29 protein-coding genes are annotated in these 22,647 nt (G+C 61.5%); 16 read left to right on the top strand and 13 right to left on the bottom strand.

Going from position 1 to position 22,647, the window contains the following annotated elements:
• Window position 1: 1 nt before the first annotated feature.
• The 6 genes from amrS to DSCA_RS15665 form a co-directional block, all read right to left on the bottom strand.
• On the bottom strand, window positions 2-1,189 hold the full coding sequence (gene amrS, locus DSCA_RS15640) for an AmmeMemoRadiSam system radical SAM enzyme (RefSeq protein ID WP_155317311.1): 1,188 nt from the start codon (window positions 1,187-1,189) through the stop codon (window positions 2-4).
• Window positions 1,176-3,275, bottom strand: coding sequence for a spermine/spermidine synthase domain-containing protein (locus tag DSCA_RS15645; RefSeq protein ID WP_155317312.1), 2,100 nt, complete (start codon window positions 3,273-3,275; stop codon window positions 1,176-1,178). Before DSCA_RS15645 ends, amrS begins: the two co-directional genes overlap by 14 nt.
• Window positions 3,259-4,755 carry an AmmeMemoRadiSam system protein B gene (gene amrB, locus DSCA_RS15650; protein ID WP_155317313.1) on the bottom strand — a complete coding sequence of 499 codons (1,497 nt, stop codon included), beginning with the start codon at window positions 4,753-4,755 and terminating at the stop codon, window positions 3,259-3,261. The genes DSCA_RS15645 and amrB overlap by 17 nt, the downstream gene beginning before the upstream one ends.
• Before the next feature lie 92 nt (window positions 4,756-4,847).
• Window positions 4,848-5,279: a hypothetical protein gene (locus DSCA_RS15655; protein ID WP_155317314.1), complete on the bottom strand. Its 432-nt coding sequence runs from the start codon at window positions 5,277-5,279 to the stop codon at window positions 4,848-4,850.
• Window positions 5,280-5,393: 114 nt separating this feature from the next.
• Window positions 5,394-6,518: a zinc-dependent alcohol dehydrogenase family protein gene (locus DSCA_RS15660; protein WP_231716507.1), complete on the bottom strand. Its 1,125-nt coding sequence runs from the start codon at window positions 6,516-6,518 to the stop codon at window positions 5,394-5,396.
• Window positions 6,519-6,560: 42 nt separating this feature from the next.
• Window positions 6,561-6,773: a hypothetical protein gene (locus DSCA_RS15665; protein WP_155317315.1), complete on the bottom strand. Its 213-nt coding sequence runs from the start codon at window positions 6,771-6,773 to the stop codon at window positions 6,561-6,563.
• 165 nt (window positions 6,774-6,938) lie between these two features.
• On the opposite strand from DSCA_RS15665, the gene DSCA_RS15670 reads away from it, so the two are divergent.
• On the top strand, window positions 6,939-7,115 hold the full coding sequence (locus DSCA_RS15670; protein WP_155317316.1) for a hypothetical protein: 177 nt from the start codon (window positions 6,939-6,941) through the stop codon (window positions 7,113-7,115).
• A gap of 108 nt (window positions 7,116-7,223) precedes the next feature.
• Here the strand turns inward: DSCA_RS15670 and DSCA_RS15675 are convergent, their stop codons facing one another.
• The 7 genes from DSCA_RS15675 to tpx form a co-directional block, all read right to left on the bottom strand.
• Window positions 7,224-7,775, bottom strand: a complete 552-nt coding sequence (locus tag DSCA_RS15675) for a hypothetical protein (protein ID WP_155317317.1) — start codon at window positions 7,773-7,775, stop codon at window positions 7,224-7,226.
• 133 nt (window positions 7,776-7,908) lie between these two features.
• Window positions 7,909-8,850 (bottom strand): ribose-phosphate diphosphokinase, encoded by a 942-nt coding sequence (locus tag DSCA_RS15680; protein ID WP_155317318.1) that lies wholly within the window; start codon window positions 8,848-8,850, stop codon window positions 7,909-7,911.
• A 108-nt stretch (window positions 8,851-8,958) separates the two neighbouring features.
• The gene (locus tag DSCA_RS15685; RefSeq protein ID WP_155317319.1) at window positions 8,959-10,458 is read right to left on the bottom strand and encodes a SagB/ThcOx family dehydrogenase; all 1,500 of its coding nucleotides are present in this window, start codon (window positions 10,456-10,458) and stop codon (window positions 8,959-8,961) included.
• Between the two features lie 90 nt (window positions 10,459-10,548).
• Complete coding sequence (locus DSCA_RS15690) at window positions 10,549-11,451, bottom strand: TIGR01777 family oxidoreductase (protein WP_155317320.1); 903 nt, start codon at window positions 11,449-11,451, stop codon at window positions 10,549-10,551.
• A gap of 25 nt (window positions 11,452-11,476) precedes the next feature.
• Window positions 11,477-11,932, bottom strand: coding sequence for a thioredoxin (gene trxA, locus DSCA_RS15695; protein ID WP_155317321.1), 456 nt, complete (start codon window positions 11,930-11,932; stop codon window positions 11,477-11,479).
• A 34-nt stretch (window positions 11,933-11,966) separates the two neighbouring features.
• Window positions 11,967-12,557 carry a VOC family protein gene (locus tag DSCA_RS15700; RefSeq protein WP_155317322.1) on the bottom strand — a complete coding sequence of 197 codons (591 nt, stop codon included), beginning with the start codon at window positions 12,555-12,557 and terminating at the stop codon, window positions 11,967-11,969.
• Between the two features lie 128 nt (window positions 12,558-12,685).
• Window positions 12,686-13,285 (bottom strand): thiol peroxidase, encoded by a 600-nt coding sequence (tpx, locus tag DSCA_RS15705; RefSeq protein ID WP_155317323.1) that lies wholly within the window; start codon window positions 13,283-13,285, stop codon window positions 12,686-12,688.
• Between the two features lie 161 nt (window positions 13,286-13,446).
• Here tpx and DSCA_RS15710 point away from each other — a divergent pair, with 161 nt between their 5' ends.
• The 15 genes from DSCA_RS15710 (at window position 13,447) to DSCA_RS15775 (ending at window position 22,628) form a co-directional block, all read left to right on the top strand.
• A complete protein-coding gene (locus DSCA_RS15710) occupies window positions 13,447-13,662 on the top strand; it encodes a hypothetical protein (RefSeq protein WP_155317324.1) in 216 nt (71 codons plus the stop codon).
• A gap of 133 nt (window positions 13,663-13,795) precedes the next feature.
• Window positions 13,796-14,269, top strand: a complete 474-nt coding sequence (locus DSCA_RS15715; RefSeq protein ID WP_155317325.1) for a ferritin-like domain-containing protein — start codon at window positions 13,796-13,798, stop codon at window positions 14,267-14,269.
• A gap of 192 nt (window positions 14,270-14,461) precedes the next feature.
• A complete protein-coding gene (locus DSCA_RS15720) occupies window positions 14,462-15,025 on the top strand; it encodes a TlpA family protein disulfide reductase (RefSeq protein WP_155317326.1) in 564 nt (187 codons plus the stop codon).
• 9 nt (window positions 15,026-15,034) lie between these two features.
• Entirely contained in the window at window positions 15,035-15,658 is a 624-nt protein-coding gene (locus DSCA_RS15725) for a peroxiredoxin (protein ID WP_155317327.1), read from the top strand.
• Between the two features lie 48 nt (window positions 15,659-15,706).
• On the top strand, window positions 15,707-15,985 hold the full coding sequence (locus DSCA_RS15730) for a hypothetical protein (protein WP_155317328.1): 279 nt from the start codon (window positions 15,707-15,709) through the stop codon (window positions 15,983-15,985).
• Window positions 15,982-16,191 (top strand): hypothetical protein, encoded by a 210-nt coding sequence (locus DSCA_RS15735; RefSeq protein ID WP_155317329.1) that lies wholly within the window; start codon window positions 15,982-15,984, stop codon window positions 16,189-16,191. The genes DSCA_RS15730 and DSCA_RS15735 overlap by 4 nt, the downstream gene beginning before the upstream one ends.
• A 57-nt stretch (window positions 16,192-16,248) precedes the next feature.
• The gene (gene rbr / locus DSCA_RS15740) at window positions 16,249-16,824 is read left to right on the top strand and encodes a rubrerythrin (RefSeq protein ID WP_155317330.1); all 576 of its coding nucleotides are present in this window, start codon (window positions 16,249-16,251) and stop codon (window positions 16,822-16,824) included.
• A 51-nt stretch (window positions 16,825-16,875) separates the two neighbouring features.
• A complete protein-coding gene (locus tag DSCA_RS15745; RefSeq protein ID WP_155317331.1) occupies window positions 16,876-17,250 on the top strand; it encodes a desulfoferrodoxin in 375 nt (124 codons plus the stop codon).
• Between the two features lie 164 nt (window positions 17,251-17,414).
• The gene (locus DSCA_RS31985) at window positions 17,415-17,570 is read left to right on the top strand and encodes a rubredoxin-like domain-containing protein (protein ID WP_167527799.1); all 156 of its coding nucleotides are present in this window, start codon (window positions 17,415-17,417) and stop codon (window positions 17,568-17,570) included.
• A 110-nt stretch (window positions 17,571-17,680) separates the two neighbouring features.
• A complete protein-coding gene (locus tag DSCA_RS15750; protein WP_155317332.1) occupies window positions 17,681-18,112 on the top strand; it encodes a flavodoxin domain-containing protein in 432 nt (143 codons plus the stop codon).
• A 205-nt stretch (window positions 18,113-18,317) separates the two neighbouring features.
• Entirely contained in the window at window positions 18,318-18,503 is a 186-nt protein-coding gene (locus DSCA_RS15755) for a hypothetical protein (protein WP_155317333.1), read from the top strand.
• Window positions 18,504-18,736: 233 nt separating this feature from the next.
• Window positions 18,737-20,053 carry a cytochrome ubiquinol oxidase subunit I gene (locus DSCA_RS15760; protein ID WP_155317334.1) on the top strand — a complete coding sequence of 439 codons (1,317 nt, stop codon included), beginning with the start codon at window positions 18,737-18,739 and terminating at the stop codon, window positions 20,051-20,053.
• A 48-nt stretch (window positions 20,054-20,101) separates the two neighbouring features.
• On the top strand, window positions 20,102-21,130 hold the full coding sequence (gene cydB / locus DSCA_RS15765; protein ID WP_155317335.1) for a cytochrome d ubiquinol oxidase subunit II: 1,029 nt from the start codon (window positions 20,102-20,104) through the stop codon (window positions 21,128-21,130).
• Window positions 21,131-21,227: 97 nt separating this feature from the next.
• Entirely contained in the window at window positions 21,228-21,572 is a 345-nt protein-coding gene (locus DSCA_RS15770; protein ID WP_155317336.1) for a cytochrome c3 family protein, read from the top strand.
• Window positions 21,573-21,647: 75 nt separating this feature from the next.
• Entirely contained in the window at window positions 21,648-22,628 is a 981-nt protein-coding gene (locus tag DSCA_RS15775; RefSeq protein WP_155317337.1) for an NAD(P)H-dependent oxidoreductase, read from the top strand.
• Window positions 22,629-22,647: the final 19 nt, after the last annotated feature.

The raw sequence follows: 22,647 nt of genomic DNA on the forward strand, positions 1-22,647 counted from the left end.
ATCAGGCCTCATCGGCCGGCCACACGCCGGGAATGGGTGTGCGGCAGAACCGGCAATGCCCGGCCACGATATTAAACACGGAAAGATGATATCCCTGCCGCTCCACCAGCAGTCGGCGGCAGTGGTGGCAGAAGGTATGGTTTCCCTCGTGGCCCGGCACGTTACCCAGGTAGACATACCGTATCCCTTCGGCCATGGCCAGTTCCCGAAAGCGGACCAGGGCGGCCACCGGCGTGGGGGCCAGGCGGTCCAACCGGTAACGGGGAAAAAAACGCAGAAAATGAAGGGGATGATCGGGCCCCACATGTTCCAGAATCCAGGCACACATGCGGCGTACCATCTCCTCGCTGTCCCCGTATCCGGGAACCACCAGGTGGGTCATTTCAAAATGAACGCCCTGCCGGTGAAGGGTGACGAAGGTATCCAGCACCGGTTTCAGGCGCCCGCCGTTGAGCTTCCGGTAGATGTCGTCGCTGATGGATTTGAGGTTCACGTTGGCCCCGTCCAGCACCCGGCACAGGGCCAGCAGCGGCTCTCGATTGATATAGCCGTTGGAAATCCAGACATTGCGAAGCCCCCTGGCCCTGGCAATACGGGCGCTGTCGATCATGTATTCATAAAACGTAGTGGGCTCGCTGTAGGTGTATGCGACGGTCCGGCACCCGCTGGCCACCGCCGACGTCACCACGGCGTCGGGGAACAGATCGATGTGGCGTACATCCTCGGGCCGGGCCTGGGAAATTTCCCAGTTCTGGCAGTTGAGACAGCGGAAATTGCACCCGGCCGCCGCAATGGAAAAGGTGCTGGTGGCGGGCAGAAAATGAAACAGGGGTTTTTTCTCGATCGGATCCACGTTGGCCGAACAGGCATTGCCGTAGGCCAGGCTGTAGAGGGTGCCGTCCAGGTTCACCCGGCTGCGGCACAGGCTGCGATCCCCCGGCGACAGCCGGCATCGGTGGGGGCACAGGGTGCACATGACCGCGCCGTCGTCCAGCCGGCTGAAGTGATCGGCCGCCCGGGACCATTTCCACAGGGTTGCGGGCGCATCATTTTGGAAGATCGAACCGCCAATGTCCGCAGGCACGGGGTCGGACGGGCCGAAAAAAGGCCAGCCGGCATGGCCGGTGGCCGTTTGGCAGAGGCCGACCGCAGCGGCAAGCATGAATTGTCTCCGGTTAACCCGTTTCATGAATCGATCCTGCAACCAGCATGCTGACCAGTTTAAGGCCTGCCAGGCAGACGGTCGCCCACAGGAGGCCCAGGAAAGGGATCAGCAGCAGGCTCACCAGCAGAACGCCGATGGCCGCGCCCACCAGGTCCGCTGAAAAACTCTGCGCAGCGGCGGCGGAACTGTCCCCGGAGATCGAGAGGGCCAGCGGGAACTGGAATCCGCAGCAAAAGGAAACCGCCAGGCCGAAGCCGTATAACACCACCGCCGGTATGGCCTGCCGGGCAACGGCCAGGAGCAGGGCAAACAGGAGCAGCAGCAGGCCAAGCAGCAGATCTGCACCGATCAGCGCCCGGCGCCGGTCGCCGGTATACCGTCCCCCGGTCCAGGCACCGGGCAGCAGGCCGGCCAGGAACACGGTCACCAGCACCCCGATCTGCAGATAAATATAACCATAAAGCGTCTGGAAGGTAAAGATGGCCACCATTTCAGCTCCGATGTTGACGCAGCCGGTGGTCAGCAGCACCCACTGGGGCCGTGTTATCCGGTACAGGTAGGCCAGCGCCGCCGCCGCCAGCACCAGGGCGAACCAGCGTGGCGAGGTGCCGTGCCGCGCAAACCAGTCAACGAAGGCCTGCCGCATCAGCTGTGGGGACAGGTCCAGATTTTGTCCCGCGCCGGTGTCCACGGCGTCGTTGAGCTGCCGGATGCGCCGGTCGGTCAGGTCGCCGGCAAAATAGCGGCGGATGTGGCCGGTTTCGATCCCCTTTTCTTCCAGAAGCGCCGGGATATCGGTTCGGATCGGCCGGTCCCGGCAGAGGAACAGCAGCCGCTGACCCGGCATGAGGGTGACATGCTCAAAAAAAGGGGCGACCGTGTTGGCCAGCGTCGACAGCTGCTGTTGCCGGATGGCGGAGATATAATCGGCCACGCCGTCGATGCCGAAACTGAATACCCCGCCCGGCGCAAGGCGGCTGCTGACCAGTTCGAAGAAGCCGGCCGTGAAGAAGCGATTCACCTGGTAGGTTTCCGGTTCCGGAAGGTTGACCAGGATGGCGTCGTAACGTGTCGGTGTGCGGGCCAGGTAGGTCCGGGCATCCCGGGTAATGACCCTGAGTCCGTCGATGGGCGCCACCAGGCCAAAACGGATCTGAAGCCGGGCGGCCTGCGGATCCAGTTCCACGTAATCCACCCGGCCGGGATGGTATTTGGCCACTTCGGCCATCATGCCCCCGACGGCGGAAATCAGCAGCAGCCGGCGCTGGCGGTCTGTCTGGGAAAGGGGAAAATGGACCATCTCCTCCGCCAGCGCCGCGTCCTGGGAAGAGAGGCCGGGCACGCCGTCCGTGAAAAGGGAGATCTGCCCCGCCGATTCGACCACTTCGATACGGCCGTATCGGCTTTCCGCATAATGAAGCCGCCGGCCTTCCCGGGCGGGCAGCAGCCGGTCTTCCCAGGCGGCGCCCGCCAGCAGGACAGCGATGGCCGCGGTGCCGGCCAGCAGGGTCCGGCGGGAAAGGGCCGATTCCAGCTGACACAGGGATGCCAGCAGCGGCAGGTGGACCACCAGCAGGATCTGAAACGGAGCCAGCCAGTATACCAGGACAAAGGAGAAAACCGCACCGCCGGCCACGTCGCCGATGTTGTCGGCCAGGTACATCCAACTGCCGGGAAATCCGGCCCAGCGCCGCCTGACGACCAGCAGGCTGTAAGGCAGCACAAACCCCACCACCAGGGCGTAGGGGAGCAGGGTGGCGGCAACGAAAGCCAGCGTGGGATAAAAACCCACCGAGGCGCCATGGATGAAGACCAGGTCCCGCATCCGGCGAATGGCAACGACCTGCCCCACGGCGAGAATGGCCAGCAGGCAGGAGAGCAGGGCCAGAATCTCCGGTGATGGGGGCAGCCCCCGCCCGCGCCATCCCCTGGCGGTGGCGGTGCCCATGCCGCCGAAAACCAGCCAGCAGAAAAAAATCAGGGCAATGACGATCTCATTGCCCCGGAATTGCGCCAGGTATTCACGTACAAACACCAGTTGCACGGCCACGGAGGCTACCCCCGTGGCCACCACCACCGCACGGACGCCGCCGTCAGCGGTCCTCTTCAAAATATTGAACCTGGTAGACGAGAACCGTCAGATCCCCTTCCCGCCACCCATCGGCCGGCAGGCCGGCTTTCATGCACAGGTGCGAGAGAAATGATTCCGGCTGGGGAAGCTGCTCCCACACCTGGGGCAAAAAAGTGGCGCTGGCAAGGCCCTTTTTTAGGATCACCCCGTCGATGCCGGGTCTCAGCCGGGACAACAGGTCGGCGGCATCGGTGTAGGCCAGCGGGGCCGGTTCGGAAAGCACGCTGACCTCGATATGTACCCGGTCCAGCTCCTTTTTTCCAAGGGGCGGAAACCGCGGATCGTGAAGGGCGGCGTTCAGCGCATTGTCCCGAACCCCGGACACGATGGGTGCCGTGGCCGACAGGCTGCCGATGCAGCCACGAAGCTGGTCGTCCATTTTAAGGGTAACGAAGGTGCCGCAACGGGCCTGGAGGGCCCCATCCGCAAGCTGCATCGCCAGCTGCCGGTCATCGGCCGGACCGGCGGTTTCCCCAAAATGGGCCGCCAGGGTCTGCCGCGCGAGGGTCACCAGGGCCGCCCCCTGTTCGGGGGTCAGCATGCGGCGGTCATCGGATTGGTTTGGCATCGGTTCATCTCCATAAAAAGCAACGGCACCATATCCCACCACGGCGGCCTTGTCGCCGGATGTGTCGCCGCTGTTGCTGTAATGCAAAAGCAGCGGCCGCCAGTGGCCTTTCCGGGCCAGTTCCAGAAGCACCCCCACCGGGTAGCGGCCGCAGGACCGGTTGGCCTGATCCGCCTGCCAGTTGGGGTCCAGCGATATAATTCGGTCCAGCGTCTCGCGATCCCGTTCGACGGCGTCGTCGTAAGGCAGGCCATGGGACAGGTCGGCGCTGACCACCAGCAGGGTCCGCGGATTCCTGAGCATGGGCGCCACCGCCTGCGCCATCGCCGCCGCATCGCAGGGCCCCACCACCACCGGAATCAATTCGAATGCGGGCAGTCGGGTCTGCAAAAAAGGCAGGATCACTTCCAGGCTGTGCTCCTGCCGATCCGAAGCATCCACCCGTGCGAACAGGTCCGGCCGGTCTTTCAGCAAGGGGGTGAGATCACCGACGGGAACCAGCCCCAGCGGCGTCCGCCAGTGGGACGCCCCGGTGAGCGCGCCGTTGCGAAATCCCACCCGGTGATCGGGACCCAACAGGACCACCCGGTCGAACCGGTCGCCAACGATGGCCAGGACGGCATGGGCAGCGGTAGCACCGGAATAGGCGTAACCGGCGTGGGGCATGATCAGGGCGCGCAGTCCGGCAGGTGGGTGCTGGACGTCCCGCCCCCGGGCGGCCGTGTCGCTGAGGCGGCGTATCAGCCGGTCCAGTTCATTCCGGTCCTCAGGATAGAATTTACCCGCCCAGACCGGGTCCCGAACCGCACCACAGCCAATGCCCTGCGGAGAAAGGAGGCACCACAGAATAAGGGTTGCTTCAAAAATGACCAGGCACCGGGGTACAGACACAAACGGTTCCTCCGGTCGCTATTTTCGTGCGGGCAACCACCTCCGGCGGGGACCCGCCTGTATTCAGGACTACAATGGCGTAAAACGACGTGTCAAGAAATTTGCCGGGAATGGAATTCGCTGCCGTCGGCGGCGCTTGAAACCGCCGTTTCCGTTGGACGGTCACCGACGGCACCCAGGGGATCATGGGACTGGCCGTCGGTCTCATCCAGGGGCGGCTGCCAGTATCCGAGCAGGCCGGCGTGGTCCGGATCGATACCGAAGTAGTATCCCGCCGGCGCAAGGCGCTTCATGAGCGGAAGTATCCGCGTGCGGAAAAGGTTTTCCTTGAACTCGCAGCCGGCCGGGGTCCGACCCAGATAGACCATGTCGTACAGGGCCGCTTCGATGCGGCCGATCTCCCTGCGCATATCATGTCTCAGATCGATGGAATAGAGAAAACCCAGGCAGTTGTCGATCAGGATGCCGACATCCCGGTCCAGCCTGCTGATCATCTTGAAACCGTTAATTTTGAATCTTCTCACGGCGGCATCTCCGACCCGCGCACAGCATGTTGATACACAACCCGGTGTTTTTCCCCGTACCTGAAAACCCTATCGGCAGATAGGGAAGAATGCTTTAGGGGTGACCGGCCAAATTTAACGACGATCCATCACCAGCACCTTGGCCCCCCGGATCCTCCTGTTTTTCAGCTCCATCAACGCCCGGTTGGCCGATTCGAGGGGGAAGGTCTCCACCTCGGGAAGAAGGGGGATCTGATCGGCAAGCGCGAGAAACCGCGAGACATCCGATCGGGCCACGTTGGCGACGCTTTTGATTTCCTTCTCATGCCACAAATGAGAAGAATAGTCGAGATGAAGCAGGGCGTCCCGATCCCCGGCCTCCTTGCGGATGGCATTGATCACCAGCCGGCCGCCCGGCCTGAGGTTTCGCAGCGCTTCCACCACCGGCGTCCAGGCCGGCGTGGTGTCGATGATCCGGTCGAGGGGGGCGGGTGCCGTGTCGGTGGTGTGCCCGGCCCACACAGCGCCCAGGGAGCGGGCGAAGTCCTGTTCCCCGGGGCTTCTGGCAAAGACATACACCGACGCAGCGGGAAACCGGTGCCGCACCATTTTGAGGACCAGGTGGGCGGAAGCGCCGAACCCGGTGAGCCCGAGACGCTGGCCGTCCCGCAATTCACATAAGGCCATGGACCGGTATCCGATGGCGCCGGCGCACAGCAGGGGAGCCGCCTGGACGTCGGAAAAACGATCGGGAACCGGGTAGGCGAAGCCCTCGGGTACGGTCATGAACTGCGCGTACCCCCCATGGGCATCCCGCCCTGTGGCGGTAAATTCCGGGCAGAGATTCTCCCGGCCGTCCCGGCAGAATTCGCATTGCCCGCACGCCCGGTAGATCCAGGCCACGCCCACCCGCTGCCCGACGGAAAAACGGTCAGCTCCCGGTCCGGCCCCTTCCACCCGCCCCACCACCTGGTGGCCGGGAATGACCGGGAACCGGGGCGGCGGCGTCCGGCCTTCGATTTCGTCCAGTTCCGTGTGGCAGACCCCGCAGGCCGCCACCCGAATCAGGATCTCGTGGTCGCCGGGCATCGGGATGGGCATCGTTCTGGGCACCAGCGGCGTATCCGTCTGATTCAGATCGTGGATGCGCGCCAGTACCATGGCATTCATCTGGTCCATGGTGACGGCTTCTGGCTTCGGGTTGAAATGGTCGAAAATGAATTGAGGCTCACTATACCACAGGACGAAGGAATTCTCCACAGCCCCATCCGTCTCCCGGGACCGGCGGCGGCAGGGTCAGGGTCAGTCGGTTGCGGCCCGCCTGCGGTCCGGACCGATCCGCCGTTCTTTCCGGCTGGACAGGCTGACCACCACCCCGTCACGCACACTTTTTCGCCGGTCGACCCGGTTGCGGCGTTTTTCCACAAAATGGGGGCTGCCGGCAGGAACCTGCGCCTCCCGCTTTTTGGGTTGCTCGTTTTTGACAAAGGCACTGCTGATGACGACGATATCCATGGCCAAGCCTCCTTGTGGATAGCTATCAGCCTCGTCTCCGGCCACTTTAGCGGCCCATGGGCATTGATGCTGCCGGGAGCCTCCAATAAAGCTAAAGGATCGGGCCCGGCGGTCGATAAGGCATTCAACAGCCAACCATTGTCGATCTGAACGGAGGACCAGCGAATGAACATCAGTGCCGCACCCGCATCCACCATGGCCATGGCCACAGCCGCGCAACAGCTTCAAACCACCATGCAGGCCCAGGTATCCATGTTGCAGGAGCTGGCCGAAAGCCAGCAGGAGGTCGCCCGGATGCTCGCCGAGGGCGGACTGGGCCAAACCATCGATGTGAGGGCCTGACCCTTCTCCCCTCCGGAGAAACGACCACCCGGAAAGCGGCCCGTTATCGGACCGAATCCTTTGCAGCCTGTTTCGCCGCACACCGGCGGCAACCCGCGTTTAACGCGTCTATTCCTGTGATCGCCCCCCCACCCGGCAGTCGCCGATAAAGAATTCGAGATCCGATCTGTCGCACTGCCGGGCCCAGGCGACCACGGCAGCCGAATAGCGGCCGAGGCTGGAAATCCGGTGAAAAAAAGAACGGACCTGGTGATCCGGCATCCGTCCGCAAAAATGAAGCAGCTTGGGAGCCAACAGCGCATTGACGTGGGGGATGCCATGCCGCCGGCATGCCTGGACCCCCTTGCCGTCATCGATAATCACGAACCGGGCGGCGCCGTTCAGGTAGTGGTGCAGGGTATCCCGCTCTCCCCGGTCCAGGCGCAGGACATCGGCAGCATTGTCGAAAACCCTTGCCGCCGGGTCATCGAGGACGGTGACCCCCGGATGACGACTGGCCAGTTCACGAAGGTCGACGGCACCCGGCTGGTCGGGCACGGTGACCTCCTTGAAAACGGAACGGGTCATGCGCAGGCGAAAGACCTGGCAGCAGCGTTCGATCAATCCGGCTTTAGCCAGCAGGATGGCCGAAGATGCATCGATGAGGGCCCGCGGCGTCATGGGGTGTTCTTTCCTGCCTTCCGAAATGCGGCTGAATCGAATGCCACGTCTCGAGAAAAACCATGACCGGATGCGGATCCCTGCCTTGTCAGCCCCCCGGACGATGCCTGAATGTGCTTGAGACGGCGCAGGACTAGTCGAAAAGGGCCCCGACGCTTTCTCCCGTATGGATGCGCCGGATGGCCTCGGCAAACAGGGGGGCCACGGAAATCGTGTGAATTTTGCGTCCCTGTTTTTCCACGGGCACATCGACCGTATCGGTCACGATCACCGACTGGATGGGGCTGTCCTCCAGCCGTTTAACGGCAGGACCGCACAGCACGCCGTGGGTGGCGCCCACATGGATACGGGTCACGCCGGCCGCCCCAAGGGTTTTTACCGACTCGGCCAGGGTGCCGCCTGTTGACACCTCATCTTCGAAGATGATGGCCTCACGCCCTTTCACATCTCCCACCACCAGTCCCTGGACCACTTCGGTATCGGCCACGCGCCGCTTGTCGATAATGGCCATGGGCAGCCCGATACGCTGGGCGAACCGGCCGGCCCGCTTGGCACCGCCGGCATCAGTGGCCACCACCACGGCGCTGGACAGGTCCACCCGCTGGCGGAAATAATCCACGAAATAGGGAATGGCGGTGAGGTGGTCCACCGGGATGCTGAAAAAGCCGTGCACCGCGTCCGAGTGAAGATCCATGGTCAGCACCCGGTTGGCACCGGCGGTCTGGACCAGGTCCGCCATCAGCCGGCCGGCGATGGAGATGCGCGGGGCGTCCTTCTTGTCCGAACGGGCATAGGAAAAATAGGGGATCACCGCCGTAATTCGCCGTGCCGACGCGCTTCTCAGGGCGTCCAGAATGATAAACAGTTCGAGGATATGATCACCCACCGGCGTGGTGAACGGCTGGACGACAAAGACATCCTTTTCGCGGACGTTTTCCCGGATCCGTACAAACAGGTTGTCGTTGGAAAAACGGGATACCACCAGCCGGCTCAGGCCGATGCCCAGCGTTCCGCAGATCGACCGTGCCAATTGCGGGTTGGCGTTGCCGGAAAAAATCCTGAGGTCGGTGGACATGGTCGCTTCTCCCTGCTGAGACATTAGCGGATGCAGCCGGATTATACGCCAGGGGCGGCCGGCCGGGCAACCGCTTAATCAAGAAAAAAAAGAGTGGGCGATCGGCAGTCAACGCCTTTTGACGGGGCCTGCCCCCACCAGGTAGAGCAGTGCGCCGTCATCCGACAGGTCCAGCAGATCTGCCGCCTCCCGGTCATAGATGGCGCCAATGCCGCAGGCCCCCCACCCCATGGCGGTGGCGGCCAGGTAGACCTGCTGGCCCAGTCGCCCGGCCTCGATCATGGCATATCGGTAACCCCGCGGCCCCCAGGTGCGGTCCAGGGCGTCCAGGTCGGTCATGAACAGCAGATGAAGGCCGGCATGCTTCAGCCACATCTGGTCCAGGCAGGCCCTGGCCATGGATTCGGTAAACCCGCCGCCGGACACGCACCCCAGGCGCCTGGCGTCCGGATCCAGCAGGTAGAAACCGGGGGAGACCGGCATCCCCGAACCGGCCAGAAACCCGGTCGCCAGGGCAGACCGGCAGGACGGGGGCATGGCCGAGGCCGCACCCATATGGCCCGTCACCAGGTCCAGGAAGGACATAAGATCGGCCCGGGATACGGATGCGGACAGGAAGTTCCGGCGAGATCGGCGCTGCCCCAGTATACGGGCATAATCCGCCGGCACCGGGAACTCCGGCGGGTCCAGGCCGATCCACGAGGCCGGCGTTTTTTTCATGACAGCCAATTCGGGCGGGGCACCGGCGGATCCGGTTTCGACCGCATGGCCGGCCCGGTGGATCCTGAGAATATCCGGGTAGGCCACCTCCCTGTCCGAGACCACCGACGCCCGGAGAATGTCGCCGGCGAGGGGTTTCGGGTCCCCGGCCGCTCCCGTCCCCATTTCAGCGGCCGGGGCGCCATGCAGGTGAACGCCGACCAGGCAGGCTTCCCGCCGGGGATCCAGGCCCAGCAGGGTCGCCGCCCGTCGGTCGTCGAAATCGAGATGGATGGAAAAATCCATACCCAGAGCACCCAGCGCCAGCCGCAGGTTTTCCAGCAGGTGGCCGGCATCGAGCAGCACGTACCGGTAGGCGCGGCTGCGGTATTTCCAGGCGCTGCGAAAAAAGATGCCGGTGATGTAGAAAGTGGCCGCAATGCCCCGGTTCACCGGCGGGATCGCGGGCACCGGGCCGCGACGAAGGGCCGTCAGGGAGAAATCGAACAGGTTGTAATGGTACAGCCCCGGGGCCAACCCGTCGATGTGATGGGCCGCCAGGTAGAGTTCGAAGGGATACAGGGCGCCGGCCGAGGCCACGCTGCGGTAATGGAACGGCTGCCCCCCGTGCATGGCCCGGGCGGTCACATCGTGGGCCAGGCGAAACACCGTTGCCATGACCTGAATGTCCGGCGCTGCCGGATGGCCGGGGGACGCATGTCTCATGATCCCGGGGTAATCCAGGGGCGGCAATTTCCGGTCGTGGTCCAGGGGCACCCGGTCCGGCTGCGGATAACGCTTGACCGGCACCGGCTGATGCGCCCAGTCCAGGCTGTGGGGCGTCAACCCGTGGCGGCGGTAGCTCGTCGCCCTGTGATAGCCGGCGGCCGTTAATATTTTCTGAGACATGATGGGCCCCCTCGCAGTGGTCTGAAATGGAAGCACGGCGGTGAAACGCCCGGGGCCGGGGAGCGCAGGCGACGGAAGTCCACCAACGGGTCACGACTGGCCGATCAGATCCTCAAGGGCGCTGTCGACATCCGCAAAACGAAAAACGAACCCGTCGGCGAGCAGCCGGTCGGGTTGCACCCGCTGGCTGGCCAGCAACACCCCGGCCATCTCACCCATCATCAGCCGCAGGGCCAGGGAGGGAGCGGGAACCAGGGCCGGTCGGCCCAGGACCGATCCCAGGGCACGGGCAAAATCTTTTTGGCGGACCGTTCCCGGTGCGCAAAAATTGTAAGAACCCTGCGCATTGTCATGGTCGATCAGAAATTGGACCCCGGAGAGAAGATCGGCCATGTGAATCCAGGAGAACCACTGGCGGCCGCGTCCCAGCGGGCCGCCTGCAAACATGCGAAAGGCCGGAAGCATCCGGGCCAGGCCCCCCCCGCCGGCGTCCAGCACCACCCCGAACCGCATGATGGCGACCCGTACCCCCCGTTTCCCGGCCTCCAGGGCCGCTTGCTCCCAGTCCACGGAGAGGCGGGCCAGAAAGTCGGTTCCCGGCGACGAATGCTCGTTGAGAACCTGGTCGCCACGGCTGCCGTAATAGCCGACCGCCGAGGTACTGATCAGGATTTTATTCTCACCGTTCATGGCGCTGACGAGGTTGCGGGTGGTGAGAACACGACTGTCGACCATCTGGGCCTTGTAGGTCCTGGACCATCGTTTGAATATGGTGCGCCCGGCCAGATTGACCACCGCATCGGCATCGCCCACCGCCGCCTGCCAGTCCCCGGCGCGGGTGGTGTCCGCAGTGCACCAGGTGAAGCGCGCCATCGATCCCAGCGGATGGGCGTCCGAGGTTCCCAGGCCGGTGACCACGTGGCCGGCGTCCAGCAGGGATCGGGTCAATGCCGATCCCACGAATCCGGATGCCCCTGCAATCACGATCTTCATGCTGTCTCCTTTCTGGTCGGAGGTCCTACCGGGCCAGGAAACGCCACAGGTACCGTTCGATCTCCTGTCTCGGCAAGGCGCCGGCCGCCGTGTCCACCACCTTTCCGTCCCTGAAAAACAGGAGCGTGGGCAGGCTCAGGACACTGTATCGGCTGGCGGTCACCGGATTCTGGTCCACGTTGAGCTTGGCGACCTTCAACCGGCCCGCATATCCCCTGGCCAGGTCATCCAGCACCGGGGCCATGGCCCCGCAAGGCGCACACCAGGCGGCCCAGCAGTCCAGCATCACCGGCAGGAGGCTGGCGAGCACCTCATCGGCAAAGGTTCGATCCGTCACCACCACCGGCCGGCTCGGCGCTGCAATGGGTGGAAAGGAATTTTTACAGCGGCCACAGCGGGGGCCATCCTTCAGTCTGGCTACGGGAATCCGGTTTCGGGTACCGCAGGTGCGGCACCGCACGAGCACAGTCTCATCTGCCATTTTCTCTCCTTACCGCAATCTACAGGTTGTGGCATCACGCCGTCGGGTCGTCGTTGTCGACAAAGACCATGCCTTCGCCGGGAAAGACCATCCGCTCCTCTTCGGGGGTCGTTCGCACCACCGCCGGCCATTTTCCCGGACGGGGTTCAGGGCCTTCCCGGGCAACGATCCCCGGATGCCGATCCAGCATTTTCGGTTGCGCACGCAAATCCACACCGTTCACCGGGGAACTGAATTCGATGGGGATGTTGTTGGGGTCAAAGGTATAAATGGAGTGGATGAAGCCATGGTCGATCACTTCGGACACCCAGAACCCGGCCGCCTCCAGCCGGTCTTTCAAGTCCCACAGGTCGTCCTCACCCTCGACGCCGAAAGCGATGTGGTCGAAGGCGGCAGGACCATTCACCGGCACCCCGTGGTCCTTTTCCGCTATTTTTTTCGCGCCGGGCCATTCAAAAAAAGCGATCATGTCACGGTCGCAGATCTGGAAAAAATAGTGCCGGTAGCCCTTGCCGCCCAGACCGGCCACCAGACGCATCCCCAGCAGGTCCCGCCAGAAGCGGATGGTGCGGTCCATGTCGCCGGTCACCATGGCCAGGTGATTGATTCCGGTAAATGATGGCATGATCCCTCCCGCGCCGACAGGGCGTGGCAAAACTGAATTCAAGTGGCGCCGGTCCGGAAAAGGTCCTTCCGGCCCCAGATCTGCGTGGTGCTCGCCGGGCGGCCGAAAGCGGATGCCCGGGACCCGGCTCACCCCCCGGCGCGGCCGTCGTCGCAGGGGCCGTCATCGTCCATTCCCCGGGAATGCTCCGCCGTGAAACTGGCCGTGCAGGCCTGCAGGACCTCTTCATTGGACAGGCAGGCCAGGGCCTTGTCGTAATCCGGTTCCCGGGAGATCTCATCCACCAGTTGCGTATAGACCACTTTCCCCTGGCCGTCGACGACCACCACTGCCCGGGCCATCAGTCCGGCCAGCGGTCCATCGGTGATGCGCATGCCGTAGGCATCGCCGAATTCGGGATTGCGGAAGGTGGAGGCCGAGACCACGTGATCCAGCCCTTCGGCGCCGCAGAAGCGGGCATGGGCAAAGGGAAGGTCGGCCGAGATACACAGGACCACGGCATTGTCATGGTTGCCGATTTCGGCGTTGAATTTTCGCACCGACATGGCGCACACCGGTGTATCGATACTGGGGAAGATGTTGAGCACGACGGTTTTGCCGGCGTACTCCTTCAGGGACACATCGGACAGGTCGCCGCGGGCCAGGGTGAAATCAGGGGCTTGCGTACCCGGCTGGGGAAGATCGCCGGACAATGGAACAGGTGATCCTTTAAATGCGGTTTGAGCCATGGGGTCCTCCTGTGATATGATGGGTGAGTATCGAATATAAGATTACCACAATCAATAAACATGCCAATATAAAAATGTTTGCGGGAAAATGGCATCGTTATTGCTAAATCTGTTCCTGCTTGCTCACTTTTCTAAATCTTCAAACTATCGGGAGGCCAACCATGGGTCACAAACGTTACCACATCAAATCTGCCTGCCCCCAGTGCGGGTGCAGTTTTGCCCAGGTGCTGTCCAAAGAGGAGATCAAAGAACGCTATGGGGACACACCGAACATCGAACTGGAGTGCGGCGAATGCATGCTGAAATTTGAAACCGACCGCAAAAGCGCCTGTCCCGAGTGGGACGACGAGTGCCGCCTGAAAGAAGGAGAGGCCTGATTCGAGCAGCGCCGGTTTTATTTTTTTAGGTTGACAGCCGATCGGTGAAACGGGCATGGTTCGGGCATCATTGAATCTGGCAAATACCCATTTTAATCCATCCTCCAGTCGGAAAAGAAAGGCAGATCCAACCATGAGCTACGATTTTAGTGCAGACGATGTGTTCGACATGGCTGAGCAGATCGAAAAAAACGGCGCCGCGTTCTACAGGAAGGCCGCCGATAATGTCACAGACGCGGACGCCAAAACGTTTTTATCGGACCTGGCTGCCATGGAAGAGGACCACGAGAAGACCTTTTCCATCATGAGAAACCAGCTGTCAGGGGAGGAAAAAGCCCAGACCGTATTTGACCCCGATGGCGAAGCGGCATCGTATCTCAAGGCCCTGGCGGATACGCGCATCTTTTTCGAAAAGGAGATTGACACCACTTCCATGCAGGCGATACTGAAGGCCGCCATCCTGGCCGAAAAAGACTCCATTGTATTTTACCTGGGGATGAAAGATCTGGTTCCCGAAGGCCTGGGCCAGTCGCGATTGGACGACATCATCAAGGAAGAGATGTCTCACATCAAACTGCTCAGCCGCCGCCTCATCGCCACCAGGTAGCGGGCTGCCAACGATGTTCGGTCTCAAAATGGGAAGTGACGGATTCACTCCCGCAACTTCCCGCCGCCTCCCCGGTTAGACGTGTTTCGGTGCCGGTATGAGACATCAGTGTGCCACGTTGGCACCTGATACGCACCTTACCTTCTCGAATACCGGCGCACAACAACTCATAGCAGCCAGCGAGGTAACGCCATGAAAAATGTCCGCCTGTGGTGGATCGTGGCCCTGATCGTGTTTGCCCTTTCCGGGATGGCATCGGGCGGCAGCGTCCCGGCCGCCGGAGACCGGCTGGCAGTCATGCGACTGGAGGGCCCCGACCGAACCGACGTACAGGCCTATCTGGGCCTTTCCGGCAGCGGCCCCTTCGACCCCGCAACCATCAGCGGCCGACTGCTCATCATTGAAATCTTCAGCATGTACTGCCCCCATTGCCAGCGGGAGGCGCCGGCCGTCAACCGGCTGTACCAGGCCATCGAAGCATCTGATACGCTGCGCGGCCGGGTAAAGATGATCGGGATCGGGGTGGGCAACTCCACCTTCGAAGTCGACCATTTCAGAAAACATTACCAGATCGAATTTCCCTTGTTTCCGGACGAAGACTTTGTGGTACACAAGGCAATGGGCGAGGTCCGCACCCCCTTTTTCCTGATTGTCGCCCTCGAACCGGATGACGGAGGCAGGATTCTGTGGAGCGGTATCGGTAAAATGGATCCGCTGGACACTTTTCTGGACCGCCTGAGCGGTTTCCTGAAATAGGTGACCCCCATGATCGATCCAACGCGACCGAGGTACATTTCAGTGGTAGCCGCCATCCTGTGGCTGGCGGTTACTCATGGCCACGGCCTGGCCGGCGATGCGGGCATGAAAAACATGATCTTCGACCCCGGCCGACTGAAGCCGGTGGACAGCGTCCTGGCGGTCGAGGTCGGCGACCCGGCCCCGCCCTTTTCCCTGCCCTCCCTGACGCAGGGGACCGTTTCCCTGGCGCAATACAGGGGAACGCGCAACGTGGTCATCTCGTTTGTGCCGGCAGCATGGACGCCGGTGTGTTCCGATCAATGGCCCGGCTACAACATCACCAGGGACATCTTTGCGCAGTATGATGCGACCCTGCTGGGTATCACCGTCGACAACCTGCCCACCCTTTTCGCCTGGACCCGCCAGATGGGCGACCTCTGGTTTCCCGTGCTGTCGGACTTCTGGCCCCATGGTGAGGTGGCACGGCGATTCGGCGTGCTGCGCGGGGACGGTACGGCCGAACGGGCCGTGTTCATCATCGACAAAGCGGGCATCATTCGCTACATCTCGGTATCCGATATCAACCAGCGGCCAAACTTGAAGGACATGGTGGAGGCGTTAAAGGCCATTCACCAGCCCCAGGAAGACTGAACCGTCCCACCAGCCTGTCTTACGAGACATCTTTGTATCGCATAAGACGTGAGACCCCATGAGCGATCGTTTGCGGCAGGCAGCCTGCCACCGGAAAAAAAATGCCTTCTCGAGCCGGTTTCCGGTGAAGGCCGCGGCCACGGGCGGCCGCAGCGCCGGCGGGCGTGGCTGCGGGTAATGGCGGTCTCCGTATGGCAGGTGCTGTCCGCACCGGCGGGGGGGGGGGAAAAGAACCTTGGCACGTATCTTGATTACGCTAAGAACAATGCTGCCGACGTCCTTTCGGGCCGGCAGAATCCAACCCCTTCGGAGAGTTTCGATCCGTGAAACCGTGTGACCAAAACATCAAACTGACCATCTTGCTGGCCGAGCGGATGATCGAGCTGGCCGATCAGGGTGACGATGATCGTGAGGATACCGGTTGCGGTATCCTTTACGGGATGCTTCGGGACTCGGGCTACAAAATCAAGCAACTGGCCGAGAACGAAAAGCGCAAGCATATCGCCAAAGGCTGGTGGGATGAAAGCTGTTGACGACCGACTATCGTTCAACATTTTAAACCTTACCCAACAACACAAGGAGGAAAACGCGTGGCAAGCATTAAAGGCACCAAAACGGAAAAGAACATTCTAACGGCGTTCAGCGGTGAATCTCAGGCCAGGAACCGTTACACGTACTTTTCCAAGCAGGCCAAGAAGGAAGGTTTTGTACAGATTGCAGACATTTTTGAAGAGACCGCCAACCAGGAAAAAGAGCATGCCAAGCGCCTGTTCAAGCTGCTGGAAGGTGGCGAGGTTGAGATCTCCGGTGCCTTTCCCGCCGGCGTGATCGGCACCACCGTCGAAAATCTCAAGGAAGCGGCCGGCGGCGAAAACTACGAGTGGACCACCATGTATCCCGAATTCGCAACGGTCGCGCGCGAAGAGGGCCTGGATCACGTGGCATTCATCTTCGAAGCCATTGCCGTTGCCGAAAAGCAGCATGAAAAACGCTACGAGGACCTGAAGGCCAACATCGAGGCCGGACGGGTATTCAAGAGAGAAGAGAGCGTGACCTGGCGCTGCCGCAACTGCGGCTATCTTCATGAAGGCACCGAACCCCCCGAGATGTGCCCGGCCTGCGCGCATCCCCGGGCCCATTTCGAGATCCTGGGTGAGAACTGGTAAGCGGCGTCAACGTATTATCAATCGTTTTTTCAAACCGACAAGGAGAAAAAAATGGCGGAAAGATTTGAGGTATACAAATGCGATCTTTGCGGGAACATCGTTCAGGTGCTCGTCGGCGGCGGCGGCGAGCTGGTGTGCTGCGGAGAGGCCATGAAAAAGCTGACCGAAAACACCGTTGATGCGGCCAAGGAGAAACACGTACCGGTCATCGAGAAGATCGACGGTGGATACAAAGTCAAAGTGGGCGGCGTCCCCCATCCCATGGAAGAGAAGCACTGGATTCAATGGATCGAGTTGAACGCGGACGGCAAATCCTACTTCCAGTTTCTCGACCCGGGCCAGACCCCCGAAGCCGTGTTCAAGGTCGATGCGGCAACGGTTTCCGCCAGGGAATACTGCAACCTCCACGGGTTGTGGAAGGCGTAACCCCGCATTTTAAAAAATCCGGGAGACGGCGGCCGCCCCGGCATCCGCCTCCCGTTTTCCCGCCCCAGTCCCGACGGCCCGCCGGGGACTGCATGTGACCTGTGCCCGCCAGGAGCCGTTGACGGGCAGGGGCCACATGGCCAACATCAAAAAGGAGGTGTTTCATGGGAAGCTGGAAATGCGGAAACTGCGGATATGAACTCGAGGCGGACAAGCCGCCCGAAAAATGTCCGTCGTGCAAGGAAAAATGCGATTTTCTGGACAATACCTGCTACACGCCCGACTGCCAGTACGAGGGCAAGGACCCCAGAATCAAATAACACCAGCCGCAGATCGACCACACCGGCCACCGGTGTCTCGGTTGGCACCCGGGTGCCACGCGGACATCACCGTCCAGGCGCATCAACTCAAAAGCCGAAGGGAGCAGGAAATGGCCAAAGCACTCATCGTGTATGCCACACGCACGGGAGAGACTGAAAAAATAGGCAATCTCATCGCCGAGGGGATCCGGTTCTCCGGCCATGAAGCCGAGTTGCTGAAGGTAACGGATATAAAAAAAGGGGAGGACCTGAAGGGGTACGATGCCGTTATTCTCGGTTCCCCCACCTACCACGGCGAAATGGTTCAGGGGATGAAAACCCTGCTGTTCATGGCCGAAAAAGCGGAGTTAGAAGGCAAGGTGGGCGGTGCCTTCGGCTCGTTCGGCTGGAGCGGCGAAGCTCCGGACCGCATCTTTGAAACCATGAAAAACATCTTCAAGATGAACATGGTGAGCATTCCCCTGCGGCTCAAATCGGCCAACCTGGGCGGCGGCATGAAGATGGCCCAGGATTATGGACGGGAGATTTCAGAAAAGCTCTAATAGTGTCCGTCCCGAAATAGGCATAATGGGTCGAGATCAAGGCGCGCGAGAAATTTTGCTGAAGCCATATGGTTGATATTCCGAGGATAAAATTTTGAGCGCAACGCCGATATCTGGCAAATCGGCCATTTATTGACGGGCACACAACTGACAATCGACGCAAATCAGTCAACCCCATCAATTCGGATTAAAAAAGGAGGCTGTCATGTCCACACCCCAACATTGCCCCGGTTATGAGAATTTTAAAAACCTGAAATCATTCGTCTGCAAATGCCCCGAATGCGGCGAAAGCAAAGAGATCTTTTCCGACGAGTTCAACAAGGATCACACCTGCGCCAAATGCGGCAAGCCCATCGACTTTACCCAGTGCACCCTGGACGGGAGCGCTTAGGCCGCCGGATGCCATCGCTGCGCCGCAAGGATCGCACGGCCTTGCGGCAACCGGGACGGCATCGCCCCGCCGGCAGGGACGGGCCAGTCCCCGGAACGCGTGGACCGGCACCGTCGCACCCGATCAACAATGCCCCGCGTAAGAATTTCTTTTTACGCGGGGCCTGACCATCCACATTAAGGGCAACCGGTCCCGGGGGACGGCTGCCGGCATCTGTTCAAGGAGAATGGTTTATGGACGTTGTCATGTTATCCCGGCTCCAGTTTGCCGCCGCCACCATGTTTCATTTCCTGTTTGTTCCGCTGACCCTCGGGCTCTCCGTTCTGGTGGCCTACATGGAGACCCGGTATGTGCGTACCGGCGATGAAACCTACCTGCGCATGACCAAGTTCTGGGGAAAACTGTTTTTGATCAACTTCGCCCTGGGCGTGGTCACCGGCATCACCCTGGAGTTTCAGTTCGGCACGAACTGGTCCCGCTACTCGGCCTACGTCGGGGACGTGTTCGGGTCGCTTCTGGCCATCGAAGCATCGGTGGCCTTCTTTCTGGAGTCCACCTTTATCGGCATCTGGATCTTCGGCTGGAACAAGCTGTCCAAAAAGGCCCATGCCACGGTGATGTGGCTGGTGGCCGGCGCCGGCAACCTCTCGGCAGTCTGGATTCTTCTGGCCAACGGGTGGATGCAGCACCCGGTGGGCTTCACCATCCGCGACGGCCGGGCGGAACTGACCGATTTTCTGGCGGTGATCACCAACAAATTCGGCCTGCTGGAAATCGCCCACACCATCCCCTCCGCCTTCCTCCTGGCCGCCTTTTTCATGATGGGCATCAGCGCCTGGCACCTGCTGAAAAAGCAGCACGTCACGTTCTTCACCCGCTCCTTCAATATCGGCCTGGTCGTGGGGCTGGTCTCATCCATCGTGGTGGCCGTCACCGGTGACATGCACGCCGTCCACGTCACCGAAACCCAGCCGGCCAAACTGGCCGCCATGGAATCCCATTGGGAGACCCGGACCCGGGCCCCCATCGTCATGTTTGCCGTCCCCGACGAGGAAAACGAACGCAACCGGGTCGAAATCGGACGGATTCCCGGCGCCCTGAGCCTGCTGGGACACCATGATATCAATGCCGCCGTAACCGGTCTGAAAGACATCCCCAGGGATGAACGCCCACCGGTCCTGCCGACCTTCGTCTCTTTCAGGACCATGGTCGCCCTGGGAACCCTCTTCCCCCTGCTCACCATCGTCGGTCTGTTCCTTCGGAAACGGCTGCTTGAATCCCGATGGTACCTGTGGGTCATGCTCCTGGCCATCCCGCTGCCCTACCTGGCCATCGAGATGGGATGGGTGCTGGCCGAAGTGGGCCGTCAGCCCTGGATTGTCCACGGATTGCTGAAAACCGCCAATGCCGCCTCACCGGTAGCGGCCTCCCAGGTGATGACCAGCCTGGTGGGATTCATTCTGGTTTATGGCCTGCTGGGAATCGCCGGTTTTTACCTGATTGCCGATTTCGCCCGAAAAGGCCCCGAAACGGCAACGGAAAACAGATAACCAGATTGACTGGACTCGACCAATAAAGACGAAACACGGGGGTTTTAAATGGAGTTACAATCCGTATGGTTTTTCCTCTGGGGGCTGCTTTGGGCCGTATTTTTCATGACGGACGGCTTTGACCTGGGAATCGGTTCGCTCTACCCGTTCCTGGGACGCTCGGAACGCGACAAGAACATGATGATCCACGCCATGGGGCCGCTGTGGGACGGCAACGAAGTATGGCTGATCACCGCCGGCGGGGTCACCTTCGCCGCCTTCCCGCTGTTCTATGCGGTGATGTTCTCATCCCTCTACTCGGCCCTGATGCTGATCCTCTTCGCCCTGATCCTGCGCGGCGTCTCTTTTGAATTCCGCAACAAAGTGAACCGCCCGGCCTGGAAAAGGGTGTGGGACGTCTGTATCTTCGTGGGCAGCTTTGTGCCGGCCCTGCTGTTCGGCGTGGCCTTCGGCAATATCTTCAAGGGCATCCCCATCGACCAGGACGGCGTTTACCTGGGCAACCTGTTCACGCTGCTCAATCCCTACGGCCTGCTGGCCGGGGTGCTGTTTGTCTGCCTTTTTCTGATGCATGGCGCCCTGTGGCTGACGATCCGCACCGACGGCGACCTGGCCGGGCGTGCCGAGCGTCTGGCCGGCCTGCTATGGCCGGTGCTCACCGGCGTGGCGGTGGTCTTTCTGGTGGCCACTTACATATTCACCGCGCTTTACGACAACTACCTGGCTCGGCCGGTCCTGTTCCTCGTGCCGGCCATCAGTGTTGCCGCCATCGTGGGCATCAAGTATTTTCTGATGCAGAAAGCCTTCTTCAGGGCGTGGTTCGCCTCGGCCGCCACCATCGTTTCCTGCACCTTCTTCGGTGTGATCGGGCTGTTTCCCAACCTGTTCCCCTCCAGCGTCAAGGCCGAGTACAGCCTGACGGCCTTCAACGCGTCCTCCAGCCCCCTGACCCTGAAAATCATGCTCATCGTGGTGCTGCTTTTCGTGCCCGCGGTGCTGGCCTACCAGGTCTGGGCCTACCGGCTGTTCAGCGTCAAGGTGACCGACGAGGACCTGGCCCACGAGGAGATGTACTGATCGCCCCCCCTTCCGCCGCGTCCACCGGACAGCAGACCCGGTGGTTGCGGCGGGGTAACCGCCATCGCAGTGCCAACCGCCAGAAACGGAGCTTTGCATGAAACCCAATCCATTGATCATCACCGTCGCCACCGCCCTTCTGGGTGTCTGGGTGGTCATCGCCGCCGCCGCCAAACCGGGCCCCGACCATATCGACATTTACGGTGGCACCAGCGGCAAGGTGCCCTTTCCCCATGCCCGACATCAGGAGCGGATCCAGGACTGCAACGTCTGCCACAGTGTCTTTGCCCGGGAAAGCGGCGCGATCAAGCGCATGAAGGAGCAGGGCGCACTGAAGCCCAAAAAAGTGATGAACCTGCAGTGCATCAAGTGCCACAAAAATGAGAAGCGGGCCGGCAAGCCCTATGGCCCGGTGACCTGTTCGACCTGCCATGTCAAATAACAGTGCAGATATCGGCGTTTTTACGCTTTCATCAACGTACAGCCGATCAAACCGGCTGAACAGAGCCCGAGTGCCATGCTGATTGTAGGACTTCAGGGAAGCCCCCGAAAAAAAGGAAACACCGACACCTTTCTGGCCGCCTTTCTGGATAAAGCCGCCCGGACGGGCGCTGCCGTCAGGACCATCCAGGCGGCCCGGGCCGGCATCGTGCCCTGCAGGGGCTGCGGGTATTGCGAGACCCACGGCACCTGCGTCATCGCCGATGATCCCATGTCGACGGAAATATTCGGTCTGCTGCGGCAGGCCGATCTGGTGGTGGCCGCGTCCCCGGTCTATTTTTACGGCATCTCCGCCCAGCTCAAGGTACTGGTCGACCGGTGCCAGACCCTCTGGTCGCGAAAATATGTCTATAAGCTCAAGGATCCGCTGGCCGACACCCGGAAAGGGCTGCTGTTCAGCGTCGCGGCCTCCAGGGGCCGCCAGCTGTTCGACGGCGTCGACCTGACGGTAAAATACTTTTTCGACGCCATCGACGCCCGCTTCAGCCATGCCATGACCTACCGGGGAATTGAATCCAGGGGCGAAATCAGCCGGCATGAGGGCCTGGCGGCGGACATTGACGAGGCCGTCGCCAAAACCGTCCTGCCGCTGGTCAAACGCAAAAAGATCCTTTTCATTTCAAAGGACGGCGCCTGCCGGGCCCCCATGGCGGCGGCCCTGGCCCAGCAGCGCTTCGGCGACCGCATCCGCACCGGATTCGGCGCCCTGCAGCCGGCGTCCGGACTGTCCGTCCCCATGGTCCGGGCCATGCAGCGGGCTGGCGTGGACATGGGCTTTCGCCGACCGCAGCACGTGGACCAGGCCCTGTATGGCGCCACGCCCGATCTGACCGTCATCGTCGGCGCCGACGACGACCGTCGGATGAGAGGGATTCCCGGTAAAAAAACGATAAGGTGGTCACCGGCCCAGCCGGTTTCGTCGGAAGCGGAAGCCATGGACGCGCTGCGCATGGAGATGGCCGCGCAGTTGGATACGCTCGTGCAGGAATGGCAATAAACGGTAACCCACAAAGGAG

Origin of the sequence: Desulfosarcina alkanivorans, assembly GCF_009688945.1 — a bacterium.
Classification (GTDB): Bacteria; Desulfobacterota; Desulfobacteria; order Desulfobacterales; family Desulfosarcinaceae; genus Desulfosarcina; species Desulfosarcina alkanivorans.